At 67.0% G+C, this 22151-nt stretch carries 24 protein-coding genes and 1 tRNA gene; 15 read left to right on the top strand and 10 right to left on the bottom strand.

The genetic code is table 11. From position 1 onward, the window contains the following. Positions 1-74: 74 nt before the first annotated feature. The 8 genes from OHS03_RS23995 to OHS03_RS23960 all read left to right on the top strand — a co-directional run bounded on the left by OHS03_RS23995 (position 75) and on the right by OHS03_RS23960 (position 9420). Positions 75-1580, top strand: coding sequence for an ABC transporter substrate-binding protein (locus tag OHS03_RS23995; protein ID WP_328657215.1), 1506 nt, complete (start codon positions 75-77; stop codon positions 1578-1580). 5 nt (positions 1581-1585) lie between these two features. Beyond that, on the top strand, positions 1586-2515 hold the full coding sequence (locus OHS03_RS23990; RefSeq protein ID WP_328657213.1) for an ABC transporter permease: 930 nt from the start codon (positions 1586-1588) through the stop codon (positions 2513-2515). Further along, positions 2512-5070: an ABC transporter ATP-binding protein/permease gene (locus OHS03_RS23985; RefSeq protein ID WP_328657210.1), complete on the top strand. Its 2559-nt coding sequence runs from the start codon at positions 2512-2514 to the stop codon at positions 5068-5070. The genes OHS03_RS23990 and OHS03_RS23985 overlap by 4 nt, the downstream gene beginning before the upstream one ends. Before the next feature lie 106 nt (positions 5071-5176). Beyond that, on the top strand, positions 5177-5893 hold the full coding sequence (locus tag OHS03_RS23980) for a lytic transglycosylase domain-containing protein (RefSeq protein WP_328657208.1): 717 nt from the start codon (positions 5177-5179) through the stop codon (positions 5891-5893). Between the two features lie 115 nt (positions 5894-6008). Next, the gene (gene eno / locus OHS03_RS23975; RefSeq protein ID WP_056813794.1) at positions 6009-7295 is read left to right on the top strand and encodes a phosphopyruvate hydratase; all 1287 of its coding nucleotides are present in this window, start codon (positions 6009-6011) and stop codon (positions 7293-7295) included. A gap of 23 nt (positions 7296-7318) precedes the next feature. Continuing rightward, the gene (locus OHS03_RS23970) at positions 7319-7897 is read left to right on the top strand and encodes an FtsB family cell division protein (protein ID WP_056813793.1); all 579 of its coding nucleotides are present in this window, start codon (positions 7319-7321) and stop codon (positions 7895-7897) included. Then, a complete protein-coding gene (locus OHS03_RS23965; protein ID WP_056813790.1) occupies positions 7894-8415 on the top strand; it encodes a DUF501 domain-containing protein in 522 nt (173 codons plus the stop codon). Before OHS03_RS23970 ends, OHS03_RS23965 begins: the two co-directional genes overlap by 4 nt. 45 nt (positions 8416-8460) lie before the next feature. Continuing rightward, a complete protein-coding gene (locus tag OHS03_RS23960; protein ID WP_056813787.1) occupies positions 8461-9420 on the top strand; it encodes a Ppx/GppA phosphatase family protein in 960 nt (319 codons plus the stop codon). Positions 9421-9454: 34 nt separating this feature from the next. Here the strand turns inward: OHS03_RS23960 and OHS03_RS23955 are convergent, their stop codons facing one another. The 3 genes from OHS03_RS23955 to OHS03_RS23945 are packed head-to-tail and all read right to left on the bottom strand — an operon-like array spanning position 9455 to position 10410. Further along, the gene (locus OHS03_RS23955) at positions 9455-9886 is read right to left on the bottom strand and encodes a type II toxin-antitoxin system VapC family toxin (RefSeq protein ID WP_328657205.1); all 432 of its coding nucleotides are present in this window, start codon (positions 9884-9886) and stop codon (positions 9455-9457) included. Next, entirely contained in the window at positions 9883-10098 is a 216-nt protein-coding gene (locus tag OHS03_RS23950; protein ID WP_328657203.1) for a type II toxin-antitoxin system CcdA family antitoxin, read from the bottom strand. Before OHS03_RS23950 ends, OHS03_RS23955 begins: the two co-directional genes overlap by 4 nt. 45 nt (positions 10099-10143) lie before the next feature. Further along, positions 10144-10410, bottom strand: a complete 267-nt coding sequence (locus OHS03_RS23945) for a YdeI/OmpD-associated family protein (RefSeq protein ID WP_328657202.1) — start codon at positions 10408-10410, stop codon at positions 10144-10146. 96 nt (positions 10411-10506) lie between these two features. Here OHS03_RS23945 and OHS03_RS23940 point away from each other — a divergent pair, with 96 nt between their 5' ends. Genes OHS03_RS23940 through OHS03_RS23925 form a run of 4 tightly spaced genes read left to right on the top strand, consistent with a single transcriptional unit; the run spans position 10507 to position 14079 of the window. Continuing rightward, positions 10507-11748: a cytochrome P450 gene (locus OHS03_RS23940; protein ID WP_328657200.1), complete on the top strand. Its 1242-nt coding sequence runs from the start codon at positions 10507-10509 to the stop codon at positions 11746-11748. Next, the gene (locus OHS03_RS23935) at positions 11745-12323 is read left to right on the top strand and encodes a TetR/AcrR family transcriptional regulator (protein WP_328657198.1); all 579 of its coding nucleotides are present in this window, start codon (positions 11745-11747) and stop codon (positions 12321-12323) included. Before OHS03_RS23940 ends, OHS03_RS23935 begins: the two co-directional genes overlap by 4 nt. Positions 12324-12375: 52 nt before the next feature. After that, on the top strand, positions 12376-13602 hold the full coding sequence (locus tag OHS03_RS23930; RefSeq protein WP_056813771.1) for an acyl-CoA dehydrogenase family protein: 1227 nt from the start codon (positions 12376-12378) through the stop codon (positions 13600-13602). 27 nt (positions 13603-13629) lie between these two features. Next, positions 13630-14079, top strand: coding sequence for a cupin domain-containing protein (locus OHS03_RS23925; protein ID WP_328657196.1), 450 nt, complete (start codon positions 13630-13632; stop codon positions 14077-14079). Between the two features lie 16 nt (positions 14080-14095). Here OHS03_RS23925 and OHS03_RS23920 read toward each other — a convergent pair whose 3' ends face one another. Then, the gene (locus tag OHS03_RS23920) at positions 14096-15340 is read right to left on the bottom strand and encodes a hypothetical protein (RefSeq protein ID WP_328657194.1); all 1245 of its coding nucleotides are present in this window, start codon (positions 15338-15340) and stop codon (positions 14096-14098) included. Between the two features lie 156 nt (positions 15341-15496). Continuing rightward, positions 15497-16045, bottom strand: coding sequence for a carboxymuconolactone decarboxylase family protein (locus OHS03_RS23915; RefSeq protein ID WP_328657192.1), 549 nt, complete (start codon positions 16043-16045; stop codon positions 15497-15499). 322 nt (positions 16046-16367) lie between these two features. Here OHS03_RS23915 and OHS03_RS23910 point away from each other — a divergent pair, with 322 nt between their 5' ends. After that, positions 16368-16586 carry a hypothetical protein gene (locus tag OHS03_RS23910; protein ID WP_328657189.1) on the top strand — a complete coding sequence of 73 codons (219 nt, stop codon included), beginning with the start codon at positions 16368-16370 and terminating at the stop codon, positions 16584-16586. Between the two features lie 188 nt (positions 16587-16774). On the opposite strand, the gene OHS03_RS23905 is transcribed toward OHS03_RS23910, so the two are convergent. From OHS03_RS23905 to OHS03_RS23895, 3 genes are all read right to left on the bottom strand, one after another. Further along, positions 16775-16848 (bottom strand) — tRNA-Leu (locus tag OHS03_RS23905). 116 nt (positions 16849-16964) lie between these two features. Next, a complete protein-coding gene (locus OHS03_RS23900) occupies positions 16965-18476 on the bottom strand; it encodes an APC family permease (protein WP_328657187.1) in 1512 nt (503 codons plus the stop codon). Positions 18477-18530: 54 nt separating this feature from the next. Further along, positions 18531-20018, bottom strand: coding sequence for a peptide MFS transporter (locus tag OHS03_RS23895; protein WP_328657185.1), 1488 nt, complete (start codon positions 20016-20018; stop codon positions 18531-18533). Positions 20019-20235: 217 nt separating this feature from the next. Between OHS03_RS23895 and OHS03_RS23890 the strand changes: the two genes are divergently transcribed. Together OHS03_RS23890 and OHS03_RS23885 are read left to right on the top strand one after the other, a co-directional pair. Beyond that, positions 20236-20682 carry an SRPBCC family protein gene (locus tag OHS03_RS23890; RefSeq protein WP_328657183.1) on the top strand — a complete coding sequence of 149 codons (447 nt, stop codon included), beginning with the start codon at positions 20236-20238 and terminating at the stop codon, positions 20680-20682. A 182-nt stretch (positions 20683-20864) separates the two neighbouring features. Beyond that, positions 20865-21569, top strand: a complete 705-nt coding sequence (locus tag OHS03_RS23885) for an MHYT domain-containing protein (RefSeq protein ID WP_328657181.1) — start codon at positions 20865-20867, stop codon at positions 21567-21569. A 43-nt stretch (positions 21570-21612) separates the two neighbouring features. Here the strand turns inward: OHS03_RS23885 and OHS03_RS23880 are convergent, their stop codons facing one another. Both OHS03_RS23880 and OHS03_RS23875 read right to left on the bottom strand, forming a co-directional pair. Next, positions 21613-21825, bottom strand: a complete 213-nt coding sequence (locus tag OHS03_RS23880; RefSeq protein ID WP_056813745.1) for a hypothetical protein — start codon at positions 21823-21825, stop codon at positions 21613-21615. Positions 21826-21866: 41 nt separating this feature from the next. Then, a complete protein-coding gene (locus tag OHS03_RS23875) occupies positions 21867-22022 on the bottom strand; it encodes a DUF6131 family protein (RefSeq protein WP_165610278.1) in 156 nt (51 codons plus the stop codon). Positions 22023-22151: the final 129 nt, after the last annotated feature.

Raw genomic sequence — 22151 nt, 5'->3', positions numbered from 1 at the left:
TTTTAGGCTAGCCTCGCCTGGTTTGCGGCGCCGGAAAAGGGGTTTCGGCGCACGCGGTTCGAGGAGGCAACACGATGGGTTTCACTCGCAGGCAGCTCTTCCAGTCCGGCATCGGCGTCACCGCGGTGCTGCTGGCCGCCGCATGCACCAGCGATGATCGATCCGCCACCGCGCAACGCGGTGGCACTCTGCGCGTCGGCGCGCTCGGCACCGCGGCTCGCAGCGAACGCGATCCGCACGCAAATCTCAGCAACGACAGCGACTTTCTCATCGCCTCGCTCGTCTACGACGCACTCACCGTTCCCGGCGCGGACCCGACTGTCGCCCCGCGCCTCGCCTCGCGCTGGGAGCCGAGCCAGGACAACCGCCGCTGGACCTTCACCATCGCCGAGGGCGCGACCTTCCACAACGGTGCGCCGGTGACCGCCGACGACGTGGTGTGGTCGATGCGGCGCCTGCGCTCGGTCGGTGGCGCCTCGAAGATGCCGGTGGCCGAGAACGACATCGTCGCCGACGGTCCGAACCGTGTCGTGTTCACGCTGCCCGCACCCAATACCCAACTGCCACTGCTTCTTCGGCTCATGACCTTCACTGTGCCGAAGGACACCACCGACTTCGCCGCCGCGATCGGCACCGGGCCGTTCCGGCTCGAGTCCTATCAGGGCGGCAACGCCAGGCTGGTGCGTAACGAGCGCTGGCACGGCACGCCGCCCCTGCTCGACGCCATCGAGGTGACGATGTTCGACAGCGTCACCGCGCTGGGCAACGCCGCGCTGGGCGGCCAGATCGACCTCGCCTCCAACGTGGGCGCGATCGCCGGGCGTACCGCCGCGGGACGCGGTGACCTACAGGTGATCCGGCGTGCCGACGACACCATGCTCGGTGTGGCGATGCGTGTCGCCGACGGCCCGTTCGCCGATGCCAGGGTGCGCACCGCATTGCGTCTGGGCGTCGACCGGACCGCGCTGGTCAACCAGGTGCACTCCGGCTACGGCACCGTCGCCGCCGATGTTCTCGGCACCGCCGACCCGCTCTACGACACCGCGCTGCGTCGTGACCGCGATGTCGATCGCGCGAAAACCCTCCTGCGCGAGGCGAACTTCGACACCGGGCGCAGCTACCCGTTCGTGACGAAGGCCGAGGTGCCGGGCGAGGTCGAATCGGCGAAGGTGATCGCCACCCAGCTCGCCGAGATCGGCGTCCGGCTCGACGTGCAGGTGGTGGAATCGGCGGCGTTCTACGACCGGACCTGGCTCAACGCACCGTTGTACACGGTGTCGTGGGGGACCAACGACTCGGTGGTGTTCCTGGCCGACAAGCTGATGACCTCCGGCTCCAACCGCAACGAAACCGCCTTCCGTGAGCCGGAATTCGACACCGCCGACGCGAAGGCGCTCGCCGCGTCCGGTGACGAGTACACCCGTGCGGTGCGCGAACTGCAGCGCATCGAGTTCGAGCGGGGCGGCTATCTGGTGTGGGGCATGGCCGACGGTGTCGACATCGCCGCGTCGACGGTGCGTGATCTGCCGACGCTCGGCGGGTTCGCGCGCGTTCAGCTGGAACGTGCCTGGTTGGCGTGAGTGTCATGAAAACCTTTGCCCTGCCGATGTTCCGGCGGATCGCGCTCCTGGTGGCATTGCTGGCCATCGTGTTCGTCGCGGTGGATCTGCTGCCGGGCAACGCGGCACGTGCGGCGCTCGGCAGGGACGCGGATCCGGCCGCGCTGGCGGCGAAAGAACACGAGCTCGGCCTGGATCGCGCACTGCCGGTGCAGTTCCTGGACTGGATCCGCGGGGTACTCACCGGAGACTTCGGGCAGACCGCGCGCGGGAACTCGATCGGCGCGCTGCTGGCCGACAAGTTTCCGCAGACTCTGCTGCTGGGTGGGCTCGCCTTGCTGCTGACCATCGCCTTGTCCCTGGGGCTGGGCTGCTGGTGGGCGATGCGGCCGACCGCGCTCGGCTCGCGAATTCTGCAGCCTGTCAGCACGATCTCGGTGGCCGTTCCGGAGTTCGTCTGCGGCACCTTGCTGATCCTGGTGTTCTCCCTGGCCACCGGCTGGCTGCCCGCCGTCACCATCACGGGCCGTTCCGGTTTTCCCCTCGGCCCCGAGATGCTGGTACTTCCGGTGCTGGCGTTGGCGATTCCGCAGATCGGCTGGAACGCCCGAGTCGTGCGCTCGGCCCTGCTCGATGTCGGTGCCGCACCCCATGTGGAAAGCGCGGTGCTGGACGGACTCCCTACCCGCACGATCCTGATCCGGCACATGCTGCCGTTCGCCGCGCCGACCATTGTCGCCGGGTACGCGACCTCGGTCGGCATGCTCTTCGGCGGCGCCCTGGTGGTCGAGACACTCTTCAACTACCCCGGTATCGGCGCCGTTCTCGCCGGTTCCGTCGCCGACCGTGACGCCACCATGGTCGCCGCGGTGGTCGCCCTGACGGCGATCGTCATCATGGTGCTGCTCGCCGTCGCCGACCTGGTTCGGGCGTGGGCATCGAGGAGCGCGCGGTGAAGAGGTCCAACTCGGGAGGTAGAGCGGTGCCGCGGATGTCCAGGTGGTGGCGGTATTCGATGGCGGGCGGTGTGGGGCTGGTTGTGCTGCTCGCGGTGGCCGGGCCGCTCTTCGCGCCCCATCCGGGGGAGAAGGCCGTCGGGATGCCGTTCGCGCAGCCGGGTGGGGACGCGCTGCTCGGGACGGATCGGCTCGGCCGCGATGTGCTCAGCCACCTGCTCACCGGCGGCACGCAGCTGCTGGCCGTCTCCGCGGTGATCGCGGTGGCGGTAACCGTGCTGTCGGCCGTCCTCGGCGCCGTCGCGGCCGTGCGCCCGCGCGCGGGCAAGGTCATCGAACTCTGCGGCGACTTGGTCATCCTGCTGCCCGCTGTCCTCGGCATCCTGCTGGTACTCACCGCATGGCCACAGGGTGGCGTCACCGCGCTGGTCGCCGTATCCCTGCTCTTCGGAGTTCCCTACTGCGCCAGAATCTTCGCGGCCTCCGCCTCGACCATCGCTGCCTCCGGCTACGTCGAATCCGCCGTCGCCAGCGGAGAGTCGCTGTCGCACCTGGTCTTCCGCGAAATCCTGCCGAACCTGCGCGCTGTCTTCACCACTCAGCTCGGCCTGCGCTTCGTCGTCGCCGTCTACCTCGTCAGCACCATCGCCTTCCTCGGCGTCTCCGCCCTCGGCCCCGACAACTGGGCGATCATGGTCCGCGACAATGCCTCCGGGCTGCTGCTGAACCCCTGGGCGGTGCTGGCGCCGAGCGCTGCCATCGCCATCGTGGCGGTCGGTGTGAATTTGGTGGTGACGAGTGGGCCGAGGAATCGCCGGACCGCGAGAACCTCGGATGCTCTCGACGCGGTCGGGGTCTCGAAGCCGCGAGCTGAGAGGGGCGCACTCAGCGGGGGAGACGGGGGAGTAAGCGTCGCTGGAAAAGCGGGAGATGCTGGGCGCCCGAGGGATTCGGGGAGGGCAGGGGTATGCGGGATCTCCGTGGTGGATTCAGGGGACGCGGCGGTGGTAGACGGGCTCAGCGTCGTTGCCGACAGTGGGGCCGTGTTGCTGGCGCCGGTGTCGTTTCGGTTGACATCGGGGACGGTCACCGCGCTCACCGGGGCGTCGGGGTCGGGGAAATCGACGGCGATGCGTGCGCTGCTCGGACATCTGCCCGCCGGTGCCAGTGGGCAGGGCGCGGTGCTCGTCGCGGGACATGATGTGTTCGCGCTCGACGCGGGCGCGCTGCGCGCTTTCCGCCGTGGGCAGATCGCCTATGTCGGCCAGGATCCCGGCTCCGAACTCAACCCGTTGCTTCGCGTCCGGGCAGTCCTGGCCGAGGCGGCGCCCGGCGCCTCCGCCGCCGACCGCCTGGCCGTCCTCGAACAAGTGGGCCTCGACCCCGCCCATCTCCGCCGCCGCTGCGCTCGGCTCTCCGGCGGCCAGCAACGCCGTGTCGCCCTGGCCCGCGCCATCCTGCGCCGCCCCCGAATCCTCGTACTCGACGAACCACTCGCGGGCCTGCACGGCACTCTTCGCACCGAAATAGCCCAGCTGATCTCGACCCTCGCCACCGAGAACAAGACCACCGTCCTCCTCTCCGGCCACGACACCGAGGCGATCACGGCCATCGCCGACACCGTGATCGAACTCCACCCGCCCGGCGATAGGTCGATGAATGTCGCTGTTGCGGTAGCTGATTCCGTCGAGGATGCTCGCCTGTCGGCCCGGAGTTCGGTACGGGCCTCGGTCTCCGGCGCCGACCGCATCGCCGACATGCGCACCGACTTGTCGGGCGAGGTTCCGGGGAGCAGGACGGCATATCGAACCGACCCGGCGGAGATTGCCTTGCGCGCCGAGGCGATCCATGCCGACGCGGGTGGCCACAGGGTGCTCGAGAACATCGGTTTCAGCCTGCCCGCAGGTGCTGCCCTTGCTGTCGTCGGTCCTTCCGGGGCGGGAAAGACCACGCTCGCACGGGTGATCGCGGGTTTGCACGCCGATGCCATCGGATCGCTGGAGGTAGATGGTGTGCGGGTTCCGGTGGGAAGTCGGCGGCGAATTCGATTCGGCGCCAACGGTATTCAATTCGTCCCCCAGAACCCTCGGGCCGCGTTGAACCCCCGACGCACCGTCGAGCAGACCCTGGCGCGCCCCTTGCGTCGCATCGCACGCGTCCCCAGACCCGGAATTCGCCCCCGCGTCACCGCCCTACTCGCCGCCGTCGACCTCCCCGCCGACCTCGCCGACCGCCGCCCCCACCAACTCTCCGGCGGCCAACGCCAACGGGTCGCCTTGGCCCGCGCCCTCGCCGCCGACCCAGCGGTCCTGATCTGCGACGAGATCACCACCGCCCTCGACACCGACACCGCCGCCGCCATCATGTCCCTGCTCGACCGCCTCCGCGCCGACCACGGCACCGCGGTCATCCTGATCAGCCACGACATGACCCTCGTCCGCGGCCACTGCACCGACCTCCTCGTCCTCGACCACGGCCGAATAGTCGAATCCGGCACCCCCGAAACAGTTCTCACCACCCCGACCCACCGAGCCACCGCCGCGCTACTCGGCTGACACCGCCCGGACAACCGCCTCGGTCCGGCCGGAATCTCGGGGACACGGAGCTGAGAACTCCCTGTGAGATGTGCACGAACACTGCTGGATCTGGATGATTGAACAGATGTCAGTGCAGAAGGTCGGCGTACTCGCCGCGGTGGCGATCAGCGCCCTCTTATCGGGGTGCAGTTCGCTCGCGTCGATCCCCGATGACATGCCGCCGGGGCCGGGAGTCGCGCTGCCCATGATCGATGTCGACGCACCCGGCCGCGCGGCCGAGCAGTTGCGCGGCTGGGCCGACGAGCAGTCCGGGGCGATCGGCATCGAGCCGGTCGCGCTGGAGGCCTACGGCTACGCCGCCGCCGTGCTGGCGAAGTCGAAGCCCGAATGCGGGATCGCCTGGACCACCATCGCCGGCATCGCCAGCGTGGAGAGCGGGCACGGCACCCATCGCGGCGCGGGCGTCGACGCCGACGGGACGGTGCGCCCGGCGATCATCGGCGTCGCCCTCGACGGCACCAAGGGCAACGCCGACATCCGCGACACCGACGGCGGCAGCCTCGACGGCGACACCACCTACGACCGCGCGGTGGGCCCGCTGCAGTTCATCCCCGAAACCTGGAAGCGCTGGGGCGTCGACGCCAACGGCGACGGCGTGGCCGACCCGCAGAACATCGACGACGCCGCCCTCACCGCCGCCCGCTACCTCTGCACCCGCGGCGGCGATCTGACCTCGGCTGACGGCTGGCAGCGCGCCCTGTTCGCCTACAACCAGTCGAACAAATACATGCGTGTGGTGCGCGATCGCGCCGCCATATACAGCATCGGCCGCCGCGTGTAGTTGCGCACGGCCCGGAGTGCCGGTTACTCCACACTCCGCCGAGACGATAGGCTCGGCACCGCACGGCCCTTTCCCGTGATACCTACCGTGCCTTCCGTCGTAAGGAGCAGTTTTCGTGGCCATTATCGAACAGGTCGGAGCTCGCGAGATTCTGGATTCGCGCGGCAATCCCACTGTCGAGGTCGAGATCGCCCTCGACGACGGCACCCTGACCAGGGCAGACGTACCTTCCGGTGCGTCCACCGGCGAGCACGAGGCCGTCGAGCTGCGTGACGGCGGCGACCGCTACGGCGGCAAGGGTGTGACCAAGGCTGTCGAGGGCGTCCTCGACGAGATCGCGCCCGCCATCATCGGCCTCGACGCCGTGGAGCAGCGCACCGTCGATCAGGTCCTGCTGGATCTGGACGGCACCCCCGACAAGTCCCGCCTCGGCGCGAACGCCCTGCTCGGTGTCTCGCTGGCCGTGGCACGTGGTGCCGCCGAGTCCTCGGGCCTCGAGCTGTTCCGCTACCTGGGCGGCCCGAACGCCCACGTGCTGCCGGTCCCGATGATGAACATCCTCAACGGTGGCGCGCACGCCGACACCGGCGTGGACGTGCAGGAATTCATGGTCGCCCCGATCGGCGCGCCCACCTTCCGCGAGGCACTGCGCTGGGGCACCGAGGTGTACCACTCGCTCAAGGCCGTGCTGAAAGAGAAGGGCCTGTCCACCGGTCTCGGTGACGAGGGCGGCTTCGCCCCCGACGTCGCGGGCACCGTGGAGGCTCTCGACCTGATCAGCGTCGCCATCGAGCGCGCGGGCTACAAGCTCGGCACCGATGTGGCGCTGGCGCTCGACGTGGCCGCCACCGAGTTCTACACCGAGGGCGAGGGTTACAAGTTCGAGGGCAAGGTCCGCACCGCCGCCGAGATGGGCGAGTTCTACGCGGATCTGCTCACCCGGTACCCGCTGGTCTCCATCGAGGACCCGCTGTCGGAAGACGACTGGGACGGCTGGGTCGCGCTGACCGACGCCATCGGCGACAAGGTGCAGCTCGTCGGTGACGACCTGTTCGTCACCAACCCCGAGCGCCTCGAAGAGGGCATCGCCAAGGGCGCGGCCAACGCGCTGCTGGTGAAGGTCAACCAGATCGGCACGCTGACCGAGACCCTCGACGCCGTCGAGCTGGCGCACCGCAACGGATACAAGACCATGATGTCGCACCGTTCGGGCGAGACCGAGGACACCACCATCGCCGACCTCGCGGTCGCCGTCGGTTCGGGCCAGATCAAGACCGGTGCCCCCGCGCGCTCCGAGCGGGTCGCCAAGTACAACCAGCTGCTGCGCATCGAGGACGCCCTCGGTGATTCGGCACGCTACGCGGGTGACGTGGCCTTCCCGCGTTTCACCGGCGAATTCTGAAGGCAGTGCAGGGGCGGTAGCGAATGACCGAGCGACGTGCGCGTGGGACCAGTCCAGGTGGACGAGGTGACCGGCGCACGTCGCGGGCCGCGCGCTCCCGCCCCAGCCTCGACACGCCCGGCCGCCCCACCGCGGCCAAGCGCCCGACGCGGCGCCACCCGCAACCCGCGGGTGCTACCCGTAAGTCCAGCGGCAAGCTGGAACGCAGCGAGCACACCATCCTCGGTCTCTCGACCGGTAAAGCGGTGATCCTGGCGGCGGTGCTGTGCGGTCTCGCGCTGACCTTGGCCGTGCCGACGCGCACCTACTTCAGTCAGCGCGCCGAAGCCGTGGCGCTGGCCAAGCAGCGGACCGAACTCGAAGCCGACCTGGCCGATCTGCGTAATCGTCGTGCGCAACAACAGGATCCGGCCTACATCCGCTCCGAAGCGCGCGACCGCCTGCGCCTGGTGATGCCCGGCGAAACCCCTTACATCGTGCAGATTCCCGGCATCGAGGCGCCAGCGCCGCCGCCGATGAGCACCCGAACAGCGGCGCCCGACCCCTGGTACACCGACCTGTGGCGCAGCATCTCCGAACCAGCCCCGGAAGGACCACGGTGACGACACCGAACGCCGACGACCTCGAGATCATCGCGAAGCAGTTGGGTCGCGAGCCTCGCGGCGTGCTCGAAGTCGCCTACCGTACCCCCGACGGCCTGCCCGCCGTGGTGAAGACCGCGCCACGCCTGCCCGACGGCACCCCGTTCCCCACGCTCTACTACCTGACCGACCCCCGGCTCACCGCCGAGGCGAGCAGGCAGGAATCGGCCGGGGTGATGCGCGAGATGACCGAACGCCTCGCCACCGATCCCGAACTGGCCGCCGCCTACCGGCGCGCGCACGAGAGCTACCTGGCCGAACGCGATGAAATCGAGTCGCTCGGCACCGATTTCACCGGTGGCGGGATGCCCGACCGGGTCAAGTGCCTGCACGTGCTGATCGCGCACTCGCTCGCCAAGGGACCCGGTCTGAACCCCTTCGGGGACGAGGCCGTCGCCCTCGCCGCCGACGCCGGTTTCCGCGGTACCGCGATCCCCGCCGACTGGCCTGCCACGAGCACACCCGACGAACAGGCATAATCGCGGTCAGTGCCCGTGCGCGGGTCGAGACCTCTGGAGGACACCATGAGTGAGCGCATCGCCGCAGTCGACTGCGGCACCAACTCGATCCGCCTGCTGATCGCCGAGGTGGGGGCCGACGGCGGGCTCACCGACGTGCACCGGGAGATGCGCATCGTGCGCCTCGGCCAGGGGGTGGACGCCACCGGCCGTCTCGCGCCCGAAGCCATCGAACGCACGCGCCTCGCGTTGTCCGATTACGTCGATGTGATGGTGGCGCAGGGTGTTTCGCGCGTGCGCATGGTCGCCACCTCCGCCACCCGTGATGCCGCCAACCGCGACGACTTCTTCTCGATGACCCGCACCGAACTCGGCCGCGTAGTGCCCGACGCGGTCGCCGAAGTGATCACCGGCGACGAAGAAGCACGGCTGTCCTTCGCCGGTGCCGTCGGTGAATTGTCCGCTGATGCAGGACCTTTCGTCGTGGTCGACCTCGGCGGCGGCTCGACCGAGCTGGTCGTAGGCGATGAAAATGGCGTCCAGGCAGCCTATTCCGCGGATATCGGCTGTGTCCGCATCACGGAACGCTGTCTGGCGGGCAACCCGCCCACGGCCGACCAGGTCGCTGCCGCAAGGGAATTCGCTCAGCAGAAGCTCGACGAGGCCTTCGCGAAGGTCCCCGTCGACAAGGTGCACACCTGGGTCGGCGTGGCAGGCACGATGACCACCATCACCGCCGTCGCCCTCGACCTCCCCGAATACGACTCCGCGCGAGTGCATCTCACCCGTCTGAGTCTCGCCGAAGTCCACCAGGTCTGCGACCGCTTGATCGGCATGAACCACGACGAACGCGCAGCCCTCGGACCGATGCATCCGGGCCGGGTCGACGTGATCGGCGGCGGCGCGGTGATCACCGAGGTTCTCGCCGACGAACTGTCCGAGCGCGCGGGAGTTTCCGAACTCATCGTCAGCGAACACGACATCCTCGACGGCATCGCCATGTCGATCGTCAACGCCGCCGCCTGATGTTCGCCTCGAGCACCCGGGGCGCGCGCAACCGCTAAGGGGCCGAGTCCGACTCCGGCCCACCTGCCTCGTCGCCGATGTGCTCGGCTTCCGGGTAAGCCCGCGCCAGTCGACCATCCGTTGTGACAAGCGGCATCTCGAACTGCTCCGCGAGTTCGACATAGAGTGCGTCGGCGAGCCTGATCGCAGCTCGACGATTCCAGGCGCCCGTCGTCAGGTTCACGACGTGGTGACGGGTCAACGGCGCCCTCGCGAGGCGACCGAGTGCGGTCTCGACCTCGGCAGCGGACACCAGATCGGCCCGATTCAGTCTGCCGAGCGCGGAGAGCACCTCCACGTCGAAGTGTGCCGGCACGTGGAGGACGGCTGCCGAGATCCGCTTGCTGACCGCATCGGTCCGGTCGTTGCGAACGAGCAGATCGACCATGGCACTGGCATCGAGGACGATCTGCTCGGCCTCGCTCACTGGTCGAACTCGTCTCGGGCCGCGTCGATCGCCGCCAGCACGCGGTCATGTGGAATCTCGGGGCGATCGGTGAGATCGGCCAACCACGCCGACGTCGCATTCGTTTCGAGTGCGGCCACAATCGCTGCCTGAGTCAACGCCGAAACATTGACCCCGGCTGCTCTGGCACGTTCGGCCAGCTCATCCGGTACGTACACATTGAGTCTCGCCATACACCGAACTATACACACCAATGTGTGTATATCCGCCGTGTGGCGCTAGCTGCCGGTGCGTTCGCGATGCTTACATCCTGGCCAGCAGCACGGCCGCCGCTGGCCTTCTTCCAGCTCCTCCTGGGTGCGCCGAATCCGCCGTTCGCGAGTCGCGTTCTGCTTCGCGTCCTCGACCCAGCAGATGAACTCGTTGCGAGCCAGCGGCGTGATGTCCTGCCACGCGGTGAGCGCCACCGAGTTGGTGAGCAGCGCCGCACGTAGATCGGCGGGCAACTCGTGCACCACGCCCCCGGAGACTTGTCGACTACTCATCAGTCCACGGTAGCGCGCAAGCGTTCGACCTGCGGTTACCAGGACGGGTGGCCGGCGCTACTAGACAAAATGATTGATATGTCTCACTATGGAGTCATGAGTACAACGACGTCTCATTCGGTGCGGTTCGAACTTCGCTCCGGAGACACTTGGCGCGATCCGTGGTCCATGTATTCCGCACTGCGTGATCACGACCCTGTTCACCGTGTGGTCCCCGCCGGGCAGGAGGACAACGACTTCTACGTGTTGTCCCGGCATGCCGACGTGTGGATGGCGGCGCGCGACCCCGCGACCTTCTCCTCCGCGTCGGGACTGACCGTCGACTACGTCGACTTGGTCGCCGCCGGGTTCGGCGCCGTGAAGCCGTTCGTCTTCATGGACCCGCCGGAGCACACCGATTTCCGGCGTCGGGTGTCACCGGGATTCACTCCGCGCCAGGTGAATTCGGTCGAGCCCGCCGTGCGGAGATTCATCGTCGAACGCATCGAGCGGCTGCGTGCGGCGGGGGAGGGCGACATCGTCAAGGACCTGTTCAAGCCGTTGCCCACCATGGTGGTCGCACACTATCTCGGTGTGCCGGAACAGGATCACGAGAAGTTCGACGCGTGGACCGAGAACATCGTCGGCGGCGCGGTCGCGGGGGCCGGGCTTGCCGCGGGCGACCAGAACGCCTTCACCGCGGTGGGCGAAATGGTCGGCTATTTCAGTGAATTGATCGCCCGCCGCCGCGTCGAACCGGGCGACGACACCATCTCGCACCTGCTGGCCTCCGGTCTCGGCGCCGACGGCGACAACGAAGGTCTGGTCGCGATCCTCGGCTTCGCGTTCACGATGATCACCGGCGGCAACGACACCACCACCGGCAATCTCGGCGGTGCGGTCCAGTTGCTCACCGCCGCCCCCGACCAGCGGCAGCTGCTCATCGACGATCCCTCGCTCATCCCGGACTCCATCGAGGAGTTCCTCCGGATGACCTCACCGGTGCAGGGCCTGGCCCGCACCACCACCCGCGATGTCGAACTGCACGACACCATCATCCCCGAGGGCCGCCGCGTGCTGTTGCTCTACGGTTCGGGCAACCGCGACGAACGCGAATTCGGCCCCACCGCAGCCGAACTCGATATCCGGCGCAACCCCAAGCGCATCCTCAGCTTCAGTCACGGCCACCACCACTGCCTCGGCGCGGCCGCCGCCCGCATGCAGGCGCGCGTCGCGCTCGAGGAACTGCTCACCCGCTGCCCCGACTTCACCGTCGACCTCGACGCGGTGCAGTGGTCGCAGGGCAATTACGTGCGCTGGCCGGTCTCGGTGCCGTTCCGCGCGGAGGGCTCGTCATGAGCGGTGACTGGCTGGGCGCCGATCGGGCGGACCTGGCCGCCGAACGCATCATCGACGCGGCCGCCGAACTGTTCGCCGAGCACGGGGTGGCCGCGGTCGGCATGGCCGACATCGCCAAGGCAGCAGGTTGCTCCCGCGCCACGCTGTACCGCTACTTCGACAACCGGCACGCGGTGCGTCTGGCTTTCGTGCACCGCGAGACCCGCCGCATCGTCGCCCAGCTCGACGAACGGTTCCGCGACATCGCCGACCCGGGAGAACGCATCATCGCCGCCATGCTCGGCGCGGTCGAGGAAGTCCGCGCCAACCCCCTGCTCATCGCCTGGTTCCGCCCCGCCGACTCCGGCACGGCGGGTCGCATCAGTCAGGATTCCGACGTCATCGAATCCCTGGCCGCGACCATCTTCGGCCCCGCGGACCTGACCGACCCGGAACGCAGCAGGCTGGCCCGCTGGCTCACCCGCGTCATCGTCTCGCTGCTGTCGGCTCCCGGCCGCGACGCCGCCGACGAACGGGCCATGCTCGAGGAGTTCGTCGCCCCGGTCATCACCCGCACCTTCGTCTCACCGAACTAGAACGTGTTCTATATTCGAGGGAAAGTTCCGGCGATCCCTCGGGAGTTCAGATATGTACCAGTGGTCAGACGAAGACCTGATGTTCCGCGACGCTGTGCGCGGCTTCATCGCCAAGGAGGTCACCCCGCACGTCGACCAGCTGGAGAGTGGCGCGCTGCCGCCGTTCGACATCATCCGCAAGCTGTACGCCACCTTCGGGCTGGACGAGATGGCGCGCGACGGGCTCGAGAAGGCGCTCGCCCGCGAAGAGGCCGGTACCACCGGCTCCGGTAAGTCGGGCGGCGGTTTCAGCGGTGCGGGCAGCATGGGCGTCGTCCTCAACAGTGAGCTCGCCGGCGTCAGCCTCGGGCTGGTGGCCTCCATGGGGGTGAGCCTCGGTCTCACCGTTGGCACCATCCGCAGTCGCGGCACCCTGGCGCAGAAGAAACGCTGGCTGCCCGAACTGGTCACCATGGCCAAGGTCGGCGCCTGGGCCATCACCGAACCCGATTCGGGCTCCGACGCGTTCGGCGGCATGAAGTCCTATGTGCGCCGTGACGGCGAAGACTACATCCTGAACGGTCGCAAGACGTTCATCACCAACGGTCCGTACGCCGACGTCACCGTCGTCTACGCCAAGCTGGACGAAGGTGACGGCACCGACCGCCGCGACCGCAAAGTGCTGCCGTTCGTGCTGGACAAGGGCATGCCCGGTTTCGTACAGAGCCCCCCGTTCAAGAAGATGGGCATGAATTCCTCGCCCACCGGCGAACTGTTCTTCGAGAACGTCCGCATCACCCCCGACCGGCTGCTCGGCGAAACCGAGAACCCGGCCAAGGGCGACGGAAAAGACAGTGCCAAGGAGTCTTTCGCGGCCGAACGCATCGGCATCGCCTCCCTCGCGCTCGGCATCATCAACGAATGTCACCGCCTCTGCGTCGATTACGCCAAGTCCCGCACGCTGTGGGGCAAGGAGATCGCGCAGTTCCAGCTCATCCAGCTCAAGCTCGCCGAGATGGAGATCGCGCGAATCAACGTGCAGAACATGGTCTTCAACGCCATCGAGCGCACCGCCGCCGGCGACAAGGTGACCCTCGCCGAGGCCTCGGCGATGAAGCTCTACTCCTCTCGCGCCGCCACCGAGGTCGCGATGGAGGCCGTGCAGCTGTTCGGCGGCAACGGGTACATGGCCGAGTACAAGGTCGAACAGTTGGCCCGCGATGCCAAGTCGCTGATGATCTACGCGGGCAGCAACGAAATCCAGGTAACCCACATCGCCAAGGGTCTGACCGCCGGGTAGCTGGTAGTTCGCTCGTATACTACGAAGATGCGAATCCACCGGAATGCTTTTGCCGGCGCCGTGGTGGTCGTCGCCGCGGTCGTCGCCCTCGCGCCGTCGACTTCGGCCACCCCGGCCTCCGGTGTGACCGTCGAACCGCTGACCCAGGTCGATGTCAGCGCATTCAGCCCTTTCGCCTCCTTGCCGAGCAAGTTCACCTTCCGGCGGATCACCATCGCGCCCGGGGGCACCCTCGGCTGGCACTACCACGACGGCACTGTTCTCGCGGTGGTCACCGCGGGCCAGCTGGCCCGATACGAGACAGACTGCGTGCCGACCACGTACTCCGCGGGCCAGGGCTTGTCCGAGACCGTCGGCCCTGACCACGTCCATGTAGGCCGCAACCTAGGCAACGAACCTGCCGAGTTGTACGTCGCGTATATCAACCTCGCGAATGAACCGCTCTTCGTGGACGCCCCTGCCCCGGACTGCCCATAGCCGCCGCTCGTGGGTTTCAGGCGCCGAGGCAGGCTCCGGCGCCGCCTGTCGCGAACGTTTCGGTGCTGCAATAAGCGGTTCTCGGGTAGTAAGGGCCCATCGTGGTGGCCGGGTCGTCGCCGGAGTCCTGGGACGCCTGGATCGAATTCGGATAGAACGTCGCGCTCGGGGTCATGTTCCGCAGGAACAGCACCTTGTCCACATCGGTGCTGCCCCAGGGGATTACCGTCACGCTCGGGTCGAGATTCGCGGGCACGTCCGCGGGGGCGGCGACCACATAGGTGTAGTAGCCGGACCCGTCGAGCGCGGTTTGGAAGTCGGCCGCGCAGGCCACAACGGGGTAGGGCGAGCGCAGGTCGTTCTGACACATCGACCAATACCGCACCTGCTGGCTCGGATCGGTAGGTGATTGTCCCGCACGGGTATTCGGGAATATCGGCGCCTTGCCACGCACCACCAGCAGGCGTCCGGGCTGATAGCTGATCCGCGTTCCGATGTATTTGTTGTCGCCGTTCGGGAAGAGCCCGGAGGTGCTCGCCGGGTTGCTGAACGTCGCCTCCGGTGTGTTGCCGGGGAACGCGCCCGATGCCGCTCCGGCGATCGCCCGGTCGAAGGCAGCCTTGGCCGCGTCGGCGACGGGACCGGTGTACGAAGCCGGGTCGAAGGGCTGTGCGCACGGCTGGGCGGGCACGTCGGCGCCCGCGATCGAGAGCTTCACATCAGGCAGCGGGACGCCGCCACTGGGCGAGGCCGGGTCGGTCGGAACATAGACACGGACTATGACGAAGCCGATCGGCGTGCTCTGACCGTTCGCGACAGCCTGAATCTCGTTGCGGCTGTGGTCGGCCGGTCCGTTGACCAACGTGGCGTGCCAGCGCCGCTGCGACGCGGGCAGCGATGCGGCGTCAGCGTCGACGAACGGATTGGCACTGCCCGCGTCGGCGACGATCTGGTCGTCGCGCAACGTGTCCACGGTGTCGAGGTCGGTCCCGTAGGTGTTCAACGAGAAATACCGGGCGGCCGGATAGGTGCCGGACAATTCGATCGAGTCGCCAGGCCCCAGCGCATAGGGCATCACCCAATATGTCGAATTCGCGTCGGGGAAAGCCACATTCAGCACGGTGCTGTTGGACATGAACCGCCACGCGCACAGCACCGAGTCCGGCGGATCCGCGGAGGCGGGCGCGGCGAACCCCACCGCGGCCAGCACCGTTGCCACCACACAACAGACGCGAACTATCACAGCACCGACCGAATGCATGACGATCCCCTCGCTGAGCTCGAACTGGCGAACTATCGAAGAATCCCGCGCGCCCACGTCACCGTGGTCGGCTCGCGACCAACATAGTGCACCCCATGGCAGCGCCCCACGCCACGTAGCGGTGGACCGTCGACGGTGTGTCCGGTCGCCGCCGTTCTACGGGGCTCGTCGTGGTTCCGGCATCGCGCATGCCAGCCCGTCGGCCATCCCTGTCGGCTGCACACCGAGACCCTGGTTGAGCCTGGCCCGTTGGTTCTCCCACGCGATGCTCGCCGCCAACTCGGCCAGCTGCGCCTTCGACAGGTGCGTGAGCAGCGTGTCACGCAATTCGTCGATATCGACCGCGGGAGTAACCGTCATCGCCTCCGCGAAGGCGATCACCAACTTCTCCAGCTCGGTATAGGCATCACTGGTCCGATACCGAGGCAGATCGATGAGCTGCTGCTCGGTCAGCCCCGCTGTATGCGCCAGCGCCGACCCGATATCGAGACAGAACTGACAAGCCACCAGCCCCGCCGTCTTGAGCTCGGCCAACTCCTTGAGCCGAGGATCCAGCTTGTTACTGAACAACAACGCCGTCTCATAGGTCAGCGTCGCCGCCGCGATCTGCGGCCGCCGCCCGAGCCACCCCACCAGATCCCCCCGATGACGCCGAGCCTGCCCGATGACCTTGACGTATCCCCGAACCCGCTTGACCACCCGCATCGATAACACCCCTTCGTGCCGACGATTCACCTACCGATGAACCTACGCCGAGACCCCACCGAACCCCAGAGTGATCCGCCTCGCTTCCTGCCGGCGGAGAGCCCGCCCCCATGCGGCCCTGGCGGGCCCGTTGTCGGACAAGACACTGACATGCCGCCACCAAGGGGGGCTGCCGTGTAATCCGTTGGAGCGCAGTGCAATACCCATCGCACCGTGGCCGGCACTTTAAGGATTTCGCATGTCGACCGTATGCAGCGCTCTCTAATTTCATGGGTGTCAAGGCCCCAAGGGGCGAAGCCATCCACACCAGGGGAGATCTGAATTGAAGAAGATTGTTACAGGACTGCTGATGGGCGCGATCGCCACAGGGACCATGGTCGCCATGGCACCCGCGGCGCAGGCGGCCCAGTACGCGAACCTCAAGGATTGCCAAGCTGCCGCGAAGCGCAAGGTCGACGAGCGTATTTCGCAGGGCGACATCAACGTCCCCAACTACACCTGCAAGCGTGACGGAAACGGCTGGCGGGTAGCAGTCGGCTAGCCCGCTTCGAAGTGGCCAGGGGTCAGTCCGGCGGGCCGACCCCTACCATCCGGTTGCCGCCGCGGACGCTCTTGATCCGGTGGCGGCTATGGGCAGGACGCGCGAGCGCTTGCGGACTCACTGCGGACCGAGCAGGCCAGTCGACCGGGGGAGAAGCGCAGATAGCGCCCGCGACCTGCGATGAAGAGTGCCCCCACAGGGACTCGAACCCTGACTGTGCGGATTTTAAGTCCGCTGCCTCTGCCAATTGGGCTATAGGGGCGTCCCGGATAGCGTAGCGAATCGTACGGGTGTACCGGAATCCTGTTGGTCGACAAGGTCGGCCCGGCGTGTCGGGATAGACCACGCCGGGACCGATCATGTCATCGAAGGTGCTGGTCAGTCTGCACTCGCGCTCTTTTTGCCGAGGACGGAGTGTCGACGGCCATAGGCGAAGTAGACGGCGAAGCCGATGGCCATCCAGATCACGAAGCGCAGCCAGGTTTCCACCGAGAGGTTCACCATCAGCCATACGCAGGCCGCGACTGCCAGGATGGGGATGAAGGGGACCAGCGGGACGCGGAAGCCGCGGGGCAGGTCGGGGCGGGTGCGGCGCAGCACGATGACGCCGACCGAGACCAGCACGAAGGCGAACAGCGTGCCGATGTTCACCATTTCCTCCAGCGTGCCGAAGTCGACGAAACCGGCCAGCACGCAGCAGATCACGCCGACGATGGCGGTGAGCCGCACCGGCGTGCCGCGCTTGCCGGTGTGGGCGAGTCCGCGGGGCAGCAGGCCGTCGCGCGACATCGCGAACAGCACGCGGGTCTGCCCGAGGAACAGCACCATCACCACGGTGGTGAGGCCGGCCAGGGCGCCGATGGAGATGACGTTCTTGGCCCAGTCCACGCCGAGGATCTGGAATGCCGTTGCCAGCGTGGCATTCTCGCCGGACAGATCGGTGTAGGGCACCATGCCGGTGAGCACCAGCGTCACCGCCACGTAGAGCACGGTGACGATCAGCAGCGAACCCAGGATGCCGCGCGGCACCGCCTTCTGCGGGTTCTTGGTCTCCTCGGCGGCGGTGGCCACCACGTCGAAACCGATGAACGCGAAGAACACGATGCTGGCCGCGGCGAGCAGGCCGTACCAGCCGAAGTTGGTGTCACCCGCGCCGGTGATGAGTTGGAACAGCGTCTGGTGCAGACCACTGGCGCTTTCCTCGGCGGGCTGCGACGGCGGGATGTAGGGGCTCAGATTGGACGCCTTGAAATAGGTGATGCCGAGAACGAGCACCAGCGCGATGACCGCGAGCTTGATCGCCACGGCGACCGCCGACACCCGCGAGGACACCTTGGTGCCGATGGCGAGCAGCACACCGAGCGCGGCGAGCAGTAATACCGCGCCCCAGTCGAAGGTGATCGAACCTAATTGCACAGTGGCGGAATCGAATCCGAATACCGTGCCGAGATACTGCGACCAGCCTTTCGCGACCACCGACGCGGCGAGTGCGAATTCCAAGATCAGGTCCCAGCCGATGATCCACGCCACCAGTTCCCCGAAGGTGGCATAGGAATAGGTATAGGCACTACCGGCAACGGGCACGGTCGAAGCGAATTCCGCATAACAGACCGCAGTGAGACCACACGCTATCGCCGCGAAAACGAATGCCAGCGAGACCGAAGGCCCGGCCAGATTGCCCGCGGTTCGCGCGGTGAGCGTGAAGATGCCCGCACCGACGACAACGGCGACACCGAAGATCGTGAGATCCCAGGCCGTCAGATCTTTGCGGAGTTTGGAATCGGGATCATCGGTATCGAGAATCGACTGCTCGACGGATTTGGTGCGGAACAACCCGCCCCAGCGGCCGGGCGATCGGCCCACGCCTGGAGCGTCCTGCGGTGTCGGCACGGTATTTCTCCTTCTGCTGCGAAAAACGTAATCGGGGATTACCCGGAAATCAGGTCAGTGCACGCCCTGCATGCGGCGCTTGATCCAGGGCGCGCACGCGACAACCACGAGACCGGCCACGATGGCCGCGGCGCCGCTGAACCCGAAGTAGGCAGTCTCGCTGTCGGGGCTGTAGAAGCGGGCGAGCGTGCCCGCCATCGACGTGCCGATACCGACGGAGAAGAAATACAGGGCCATCATCTGCGAGCGGAACGCGGCGGGCGCGAGATGGGTGGTCACCGCGAGACCGATCGGCGAGAGCAGCAGTTCCGAGACCGCGAAGCCGCCGAGGATCAAGAAGACCGCGAGCACCGGCACGGTCTTGCCGTCGAAACCGCTGAGCAGCGCGAACAACCAGAACGCGATGCCCATCCCGATCACGCCGAGCGCGAACTTGATCGGCGTGCTCGGCGCGCGATTGCCGAGTTTGGTCCACATCAGCGCGAACAGCGGTGAGAGCGCGATGATCCACACCGGCTCGACCGAACCGATCCAGCTCGCCGGCGCCTCCCAGCCGAAGATCCGCCAGTCGACGCGCTCGTCGGAATAGACCGCGAGCATGGTGAACATCTGCTGGAACAGCGACCAGAACACCGCGTTGGCGATGAACAGTGGGATGAACGCGACCACCCTCGTCCGCTCCACCTGCGTCACCTTGGCGCTGCGCAGCATCACCGCGAAATACACGACAGAGGCGACCACGATGACGCCGGTGGTGACGTCGGAGAGATTCTCGAGGGTGATCAGCTTCGTCAGCACGGCCGCCAGCACCACGACGGCCGCGACGGCGACGCCGATCAGTACCGGGGTGAGCTCGCGACGGGTGATGGGATTGGGCACCTCGCGCCCGTGGGTGCCCAGGTTGCGACGGAAGATCACGTACTGGGCCAGACCGAGCGACATACCGACCGCCGCGGCGCCGAAGGCCACATGGAATCCCCACTCGCGCTGCAACAGGCCGGTCAGCAGCGGGCCACAGAACGCACCGATATTGATGCCGAGATAGAACAGCGTGAATCCGCCGTCGACCCGCGCGTCGGTGGGCGCGTAGAGAGTGCCGAGCAACGACGACGCGTTCGCCTTCAACCCACCACTGCCGAGCGCGACGAGCACCAAGCCGACGCCGACGCCGGTCAAGCCGGGCAACACCGCCAGCGCGAGGTGTCCGGCCACGACCACGACACCGCCGTAGAAGACCGTCCGCTCCATCCCCAGCACCCGGTCGGCAATCCAGCCGCCGAGCACGGTGGACAGGTATACCAGGCCGCCGTACGCGCCGACGATGCCGAGCGCGGTGCTCTGGGCGATCCCGAGGCCGCCCTCGGTGGTGGAGTAGTAGAGGTAGTAGCCCAGGATGGTGAGCATGCCGTAGAAGGAGAAACGCTCCCACAGCTCGACGCCGAACAGGTTGGTCAACCCGATGGGGTGACCGAACACGGTGCGTTCGGCCGCCTTGTCGGCAGGGTTCGGCGGGTCGCCGAGCCGGGTTTCTTCGGTGGACATAAGGGAACGATCCCACGTCGAAACGGTGGACAGCAATTTTCCCGCATCGTCGCGGCTTCGGCGTGCCGAACCCGCCGGGCCGTCGCGAACACCTCCGGCGGGGGCGCCGACGCAAGGGGGCGCGCCGCCGCGAACGCCGCGGCGGTACGCGGGGAGAGGAGCGCTGCGCCAATTAGGCTGTGGTGACCGGACTCCCGCGACGGACGAGGAACCAGACGTGCTGACAGCCCAAGTGACCGTCCCCGTGCGGCCGGAGAGGGCGTTCGCGACCCTGGCCGACGGCTGGCTCTACGCGAGCTGGGTGGTCGGCGCCTCGCATATCCGCGAGGTCGACCCCGGCTGGCCTGCCGTCGGCAGCCGCATCCACTACCGCTTCGGGCTGTGGCCGGTGCTGATCAGCGATACGACGGTGGTGCGCGCGATCGACCCGCCGCACCGGCTCGAGTTGGAGGCGCGGCTGTGGTCGGTCGGTTCGGCGCTGATCACGCTCACGCTCGTCGAACAACCCCCGGGGCACACCACGATCCGGATGGTCGAACGCGCCGGGAGCGGACCCGCTCAGTTGATTCCGGGGGTAGCGCAGGATCTGCTCTTCTCGGCGCGTAACCAGGAATCCCTCGATCGGCTGGCCGCATTGATTCGTGCACGTTCGCAGAATGAATGACTCACAGGAATTCCGACCGGTCCGTATTTCTCGATAGCGAGTATTTCGCGCTGAAATATTTGCGTGGAATTCTCTGTCGCTGTGTTCGATCTGCGCGCTTGGTTTAGTCTCTACCGATTAACTGAATACGTAGATCAGGGGAAAAGCGCGTGCTTCATATCGAGCACTTCAATAATGGCTGGATGAATCCGGTGCTGGCCTTCGGCCTGTCGTTCATCGGTTCGGTATTGGGGCTACGGTGCGCGGTGCACGCCAAGGCGTCGTCGGCGCCGCTCGGTTGGCTCATCGCCGCGGCCGTGGGGCTGGGCGGAGCGGCCATCTGGGTCACGCACTTCACGGCCATGCTCGGGTTCAGCATCGGCGGTGCGCCCATCCGCTACGACGTGCCGTTGACGCTGGTCAGTGCGGTGATCGCGATCGTGGTGGTGCTGATCGGGCTCACCATCGTCACCGGTGGGGGCAACGAGTGGGTGACCCTGCCCTTCGGCGGCGCGATCACCGGGCTGGGGGTGGCCGCCATGCATTACCTGGGGATGTGGGCGATACGCGCCAGAGCCGTCATCGAATACGAGCCCGCGCTGATGGCGTTGTCGATCGTGATCGCCGTGGTCGCGGCCACGGTGGCGCTGTGGTTCATGCTGCACGTGCGCGGTCTGCTGATGACAACAGGCGCCGCGCTGGTCATGGGAATCGCGGTGTGCGGCACGCACTACACGGCGATGGCGGCCATGCGCGTCCGCCACGGCGACCCGATGACCGTGGTGGACGGCCTCACTCCGGTGCAATTGCTGCTGCCGTTGATCGCGACGGTGTCGTTGGTGGTCACCGGATTGGTGATCGTGGTCGGGTTGGCCGAGTTGGAGGTCGGCGAGAGTCGACCGGACTGACGGATTAACGCCGTGGCCGAATATTCGGCCACGGCGGTATCCATCAGCTCGGCTGGGGTAGCTCGCAGTCATCGACCTTCGGATTGGCGCCCACATAGTTCAGTGGGCCCGCGATCAGGGTCACCGCGATGGTGCCGAGGGTCGCACAGTTCTGATCGCGTTCGGTGTAGTAACCGCGTTGACCCGCGGCCAGTACTCCGATCAGCAACCACACCAGTACGACGATCGAAATGATGCGAGAACTACTGCCTGTCATGACCGGTCCTCTACTACTACTTCGACGGATTCTGCGCATGGTCAGTAGTAGTGTCGTCGGCCGCCGACTGCACGTCCTGTGCTGCCGATCAATGCCAGCGCTACGCCGACCACCAAGAGGATGACTCCCACCGTGTTGAGGAGGGGGATGCCGAAAACGAGTCCGGCTATGAGAAGTACTGCGCCGAGAAGAATCATCAGAGCTCACCTTGTTCGGTGTCGGGACTGTGGAATACCGGTGGGCACCCACATAGGCCGTTTGCCCGGTTTTTCCGATCCGAAACAGGCTGTGCCGCAAGAGACCGACTGCCGTGGCCGACCTGGTCG

This window comes from Nocardia salmonicida (genome assembly GCF_036142455.1).
GTDB lineage: Bacteria > Actinomycetota > Actinomycetes > Mycobacteriales > Mycobacteriaceae > Nocardia > Nocardia salmonicida.
Note: the sequence above shows the minus strand (reverse complement) of the source record. Positions and strands in the feature narration are given on the sequence as shown.

What these genes read in the sequence shown, in the direction of transcription:
- OHS03_RS23995 (WP_328657215.1), top strand. Translation starts at nt 75, where the DNA reads ATGGGTTTCACTCGCAGGCAGCTCTTCCAGTCCGGCATCGGCGTCACC.
- OHS03_RS23990 (WP_328657213.1), top strand. Translation starts at nt 1,586, where the DNA reads ATGAAAACCTTTGCCCTGCCGATGTTCCGGCGGATCGCGCTCCTGGTG.
- OHS03_RS23980 (WP_328657208.1), top strand. Translation starts at nt 5,177, where the DNA reads ATGTCAGTGCAGAAGGTCGGCGTACTCGCCGCGGTGGCGATCAGCGCC.
- OHS03_RS23970 (WP_056813793.1), top strand. Translation starts at nt 7,319, where the DNA reads ATGACCGAGCGACGTGCGCGTGGGACCAGTCCAGGTGGACGAGGTGAC.
- OHS03_RS23960 (WP_056813787.1), top strand. Translation starts at nt 8,461, where the DNA reads ATGAGTGAGCGCATCGCCGCAGTCGACTGCGGCACCAACTCGATCCGC.
- OHS03_RS23950 (WP_328657203.1), bottom strand. Translation starts at nt 10,098, where the DNA reads ATGGCGAGACTCAATGTGTACGTACCGGATGAGCTGGCCGAACGTGCC.
- OHS03_RS23945 (WP_328657202.1), bottom strand. Translation starts at nt 10,410, where the DNA reads ATGAGTAGTCGACAAGTCTCCGGGGGCGTGGTGCACGAGTTGCCCGCC.
- OHS03_RS23940 (WP_328657200.1), top strand. Translation starts at nt 10,507, where the DNA reads ATGAGTACAACGACGTCTCATTCGGTGCGGTTCGAACTTCGCTCCGGA.
- OHS03_RS23935 (WP_328657198.1), top strand. Translation starts at nt 11,745, where the DNA reads ATGAGCGGTGACTGGCTGGGCGCCGATCGGGCGGACCTGGCCGCCGAA.
- OHS03_RS23930 (WP_056813771.1), top strand. Translation starts at nt 12,376, where the DNA reads ATGTACCAGTGGTCAGACGAAGACCTGATGTTCCGCGACGCTGTGCGC.
- OHS03_RS23925 (WP_328657196.1), top strand. Translation starts at nt 13,630, where the DNA reads ATGCGAATCCACCGGAATGCTTTTGCCGGCGCCGTGGTGGTCGTCGCC.
- OHS03_RS23920 (WP_328657194.1), bottom strand. Translation starts at nt 15,340, where the DNA reads ATGCATTCGGTCGGTGCTGTGATAGTTCGCGTCTGTTGTGTGGTGGCA.
- OHS03_RS23915 (WP_328657192.1), bottom strand. Translation starts at nt 16,045, where the DNA reads ATGCGGGTGGTCAAGCGGGTTCGGGGATACGTCAAGGTCATCGGGCAG.
- OHS03_RS23895 (WP_328657185.1), bottom strand. Translation starts at nt 20,018, where the DNA reads ATGTCCACCGAAGAAACCCGGCTCGGCGACCCGCCGAACCCTGCCGAC.
- OHS03_RS23885 (WP_328657181.1), top strand. Translation starts at nt 20,865, where the DNA reads ATGAATCCGGTGCTGGCCTTCGGCCTGTCGTTCATCGGTTCGGTATTG.
- OHS03_RS23880 (WP_056813745.1), bottom strand. Translation starts at nt 21,825, where the DNA reads ATGACAGGCAGTAGTTCTCGCATCATTTCGATCGTCGTACTGGTGTGG.
- OHS03_RS23875 (WP_165610278.1), bottom strand. Translation starts at nt 22,022, where the DNA reads ATGATTCTTCTCGGCGCAGTACTTCTCATAGCCGGACTCGTTTTCGGC.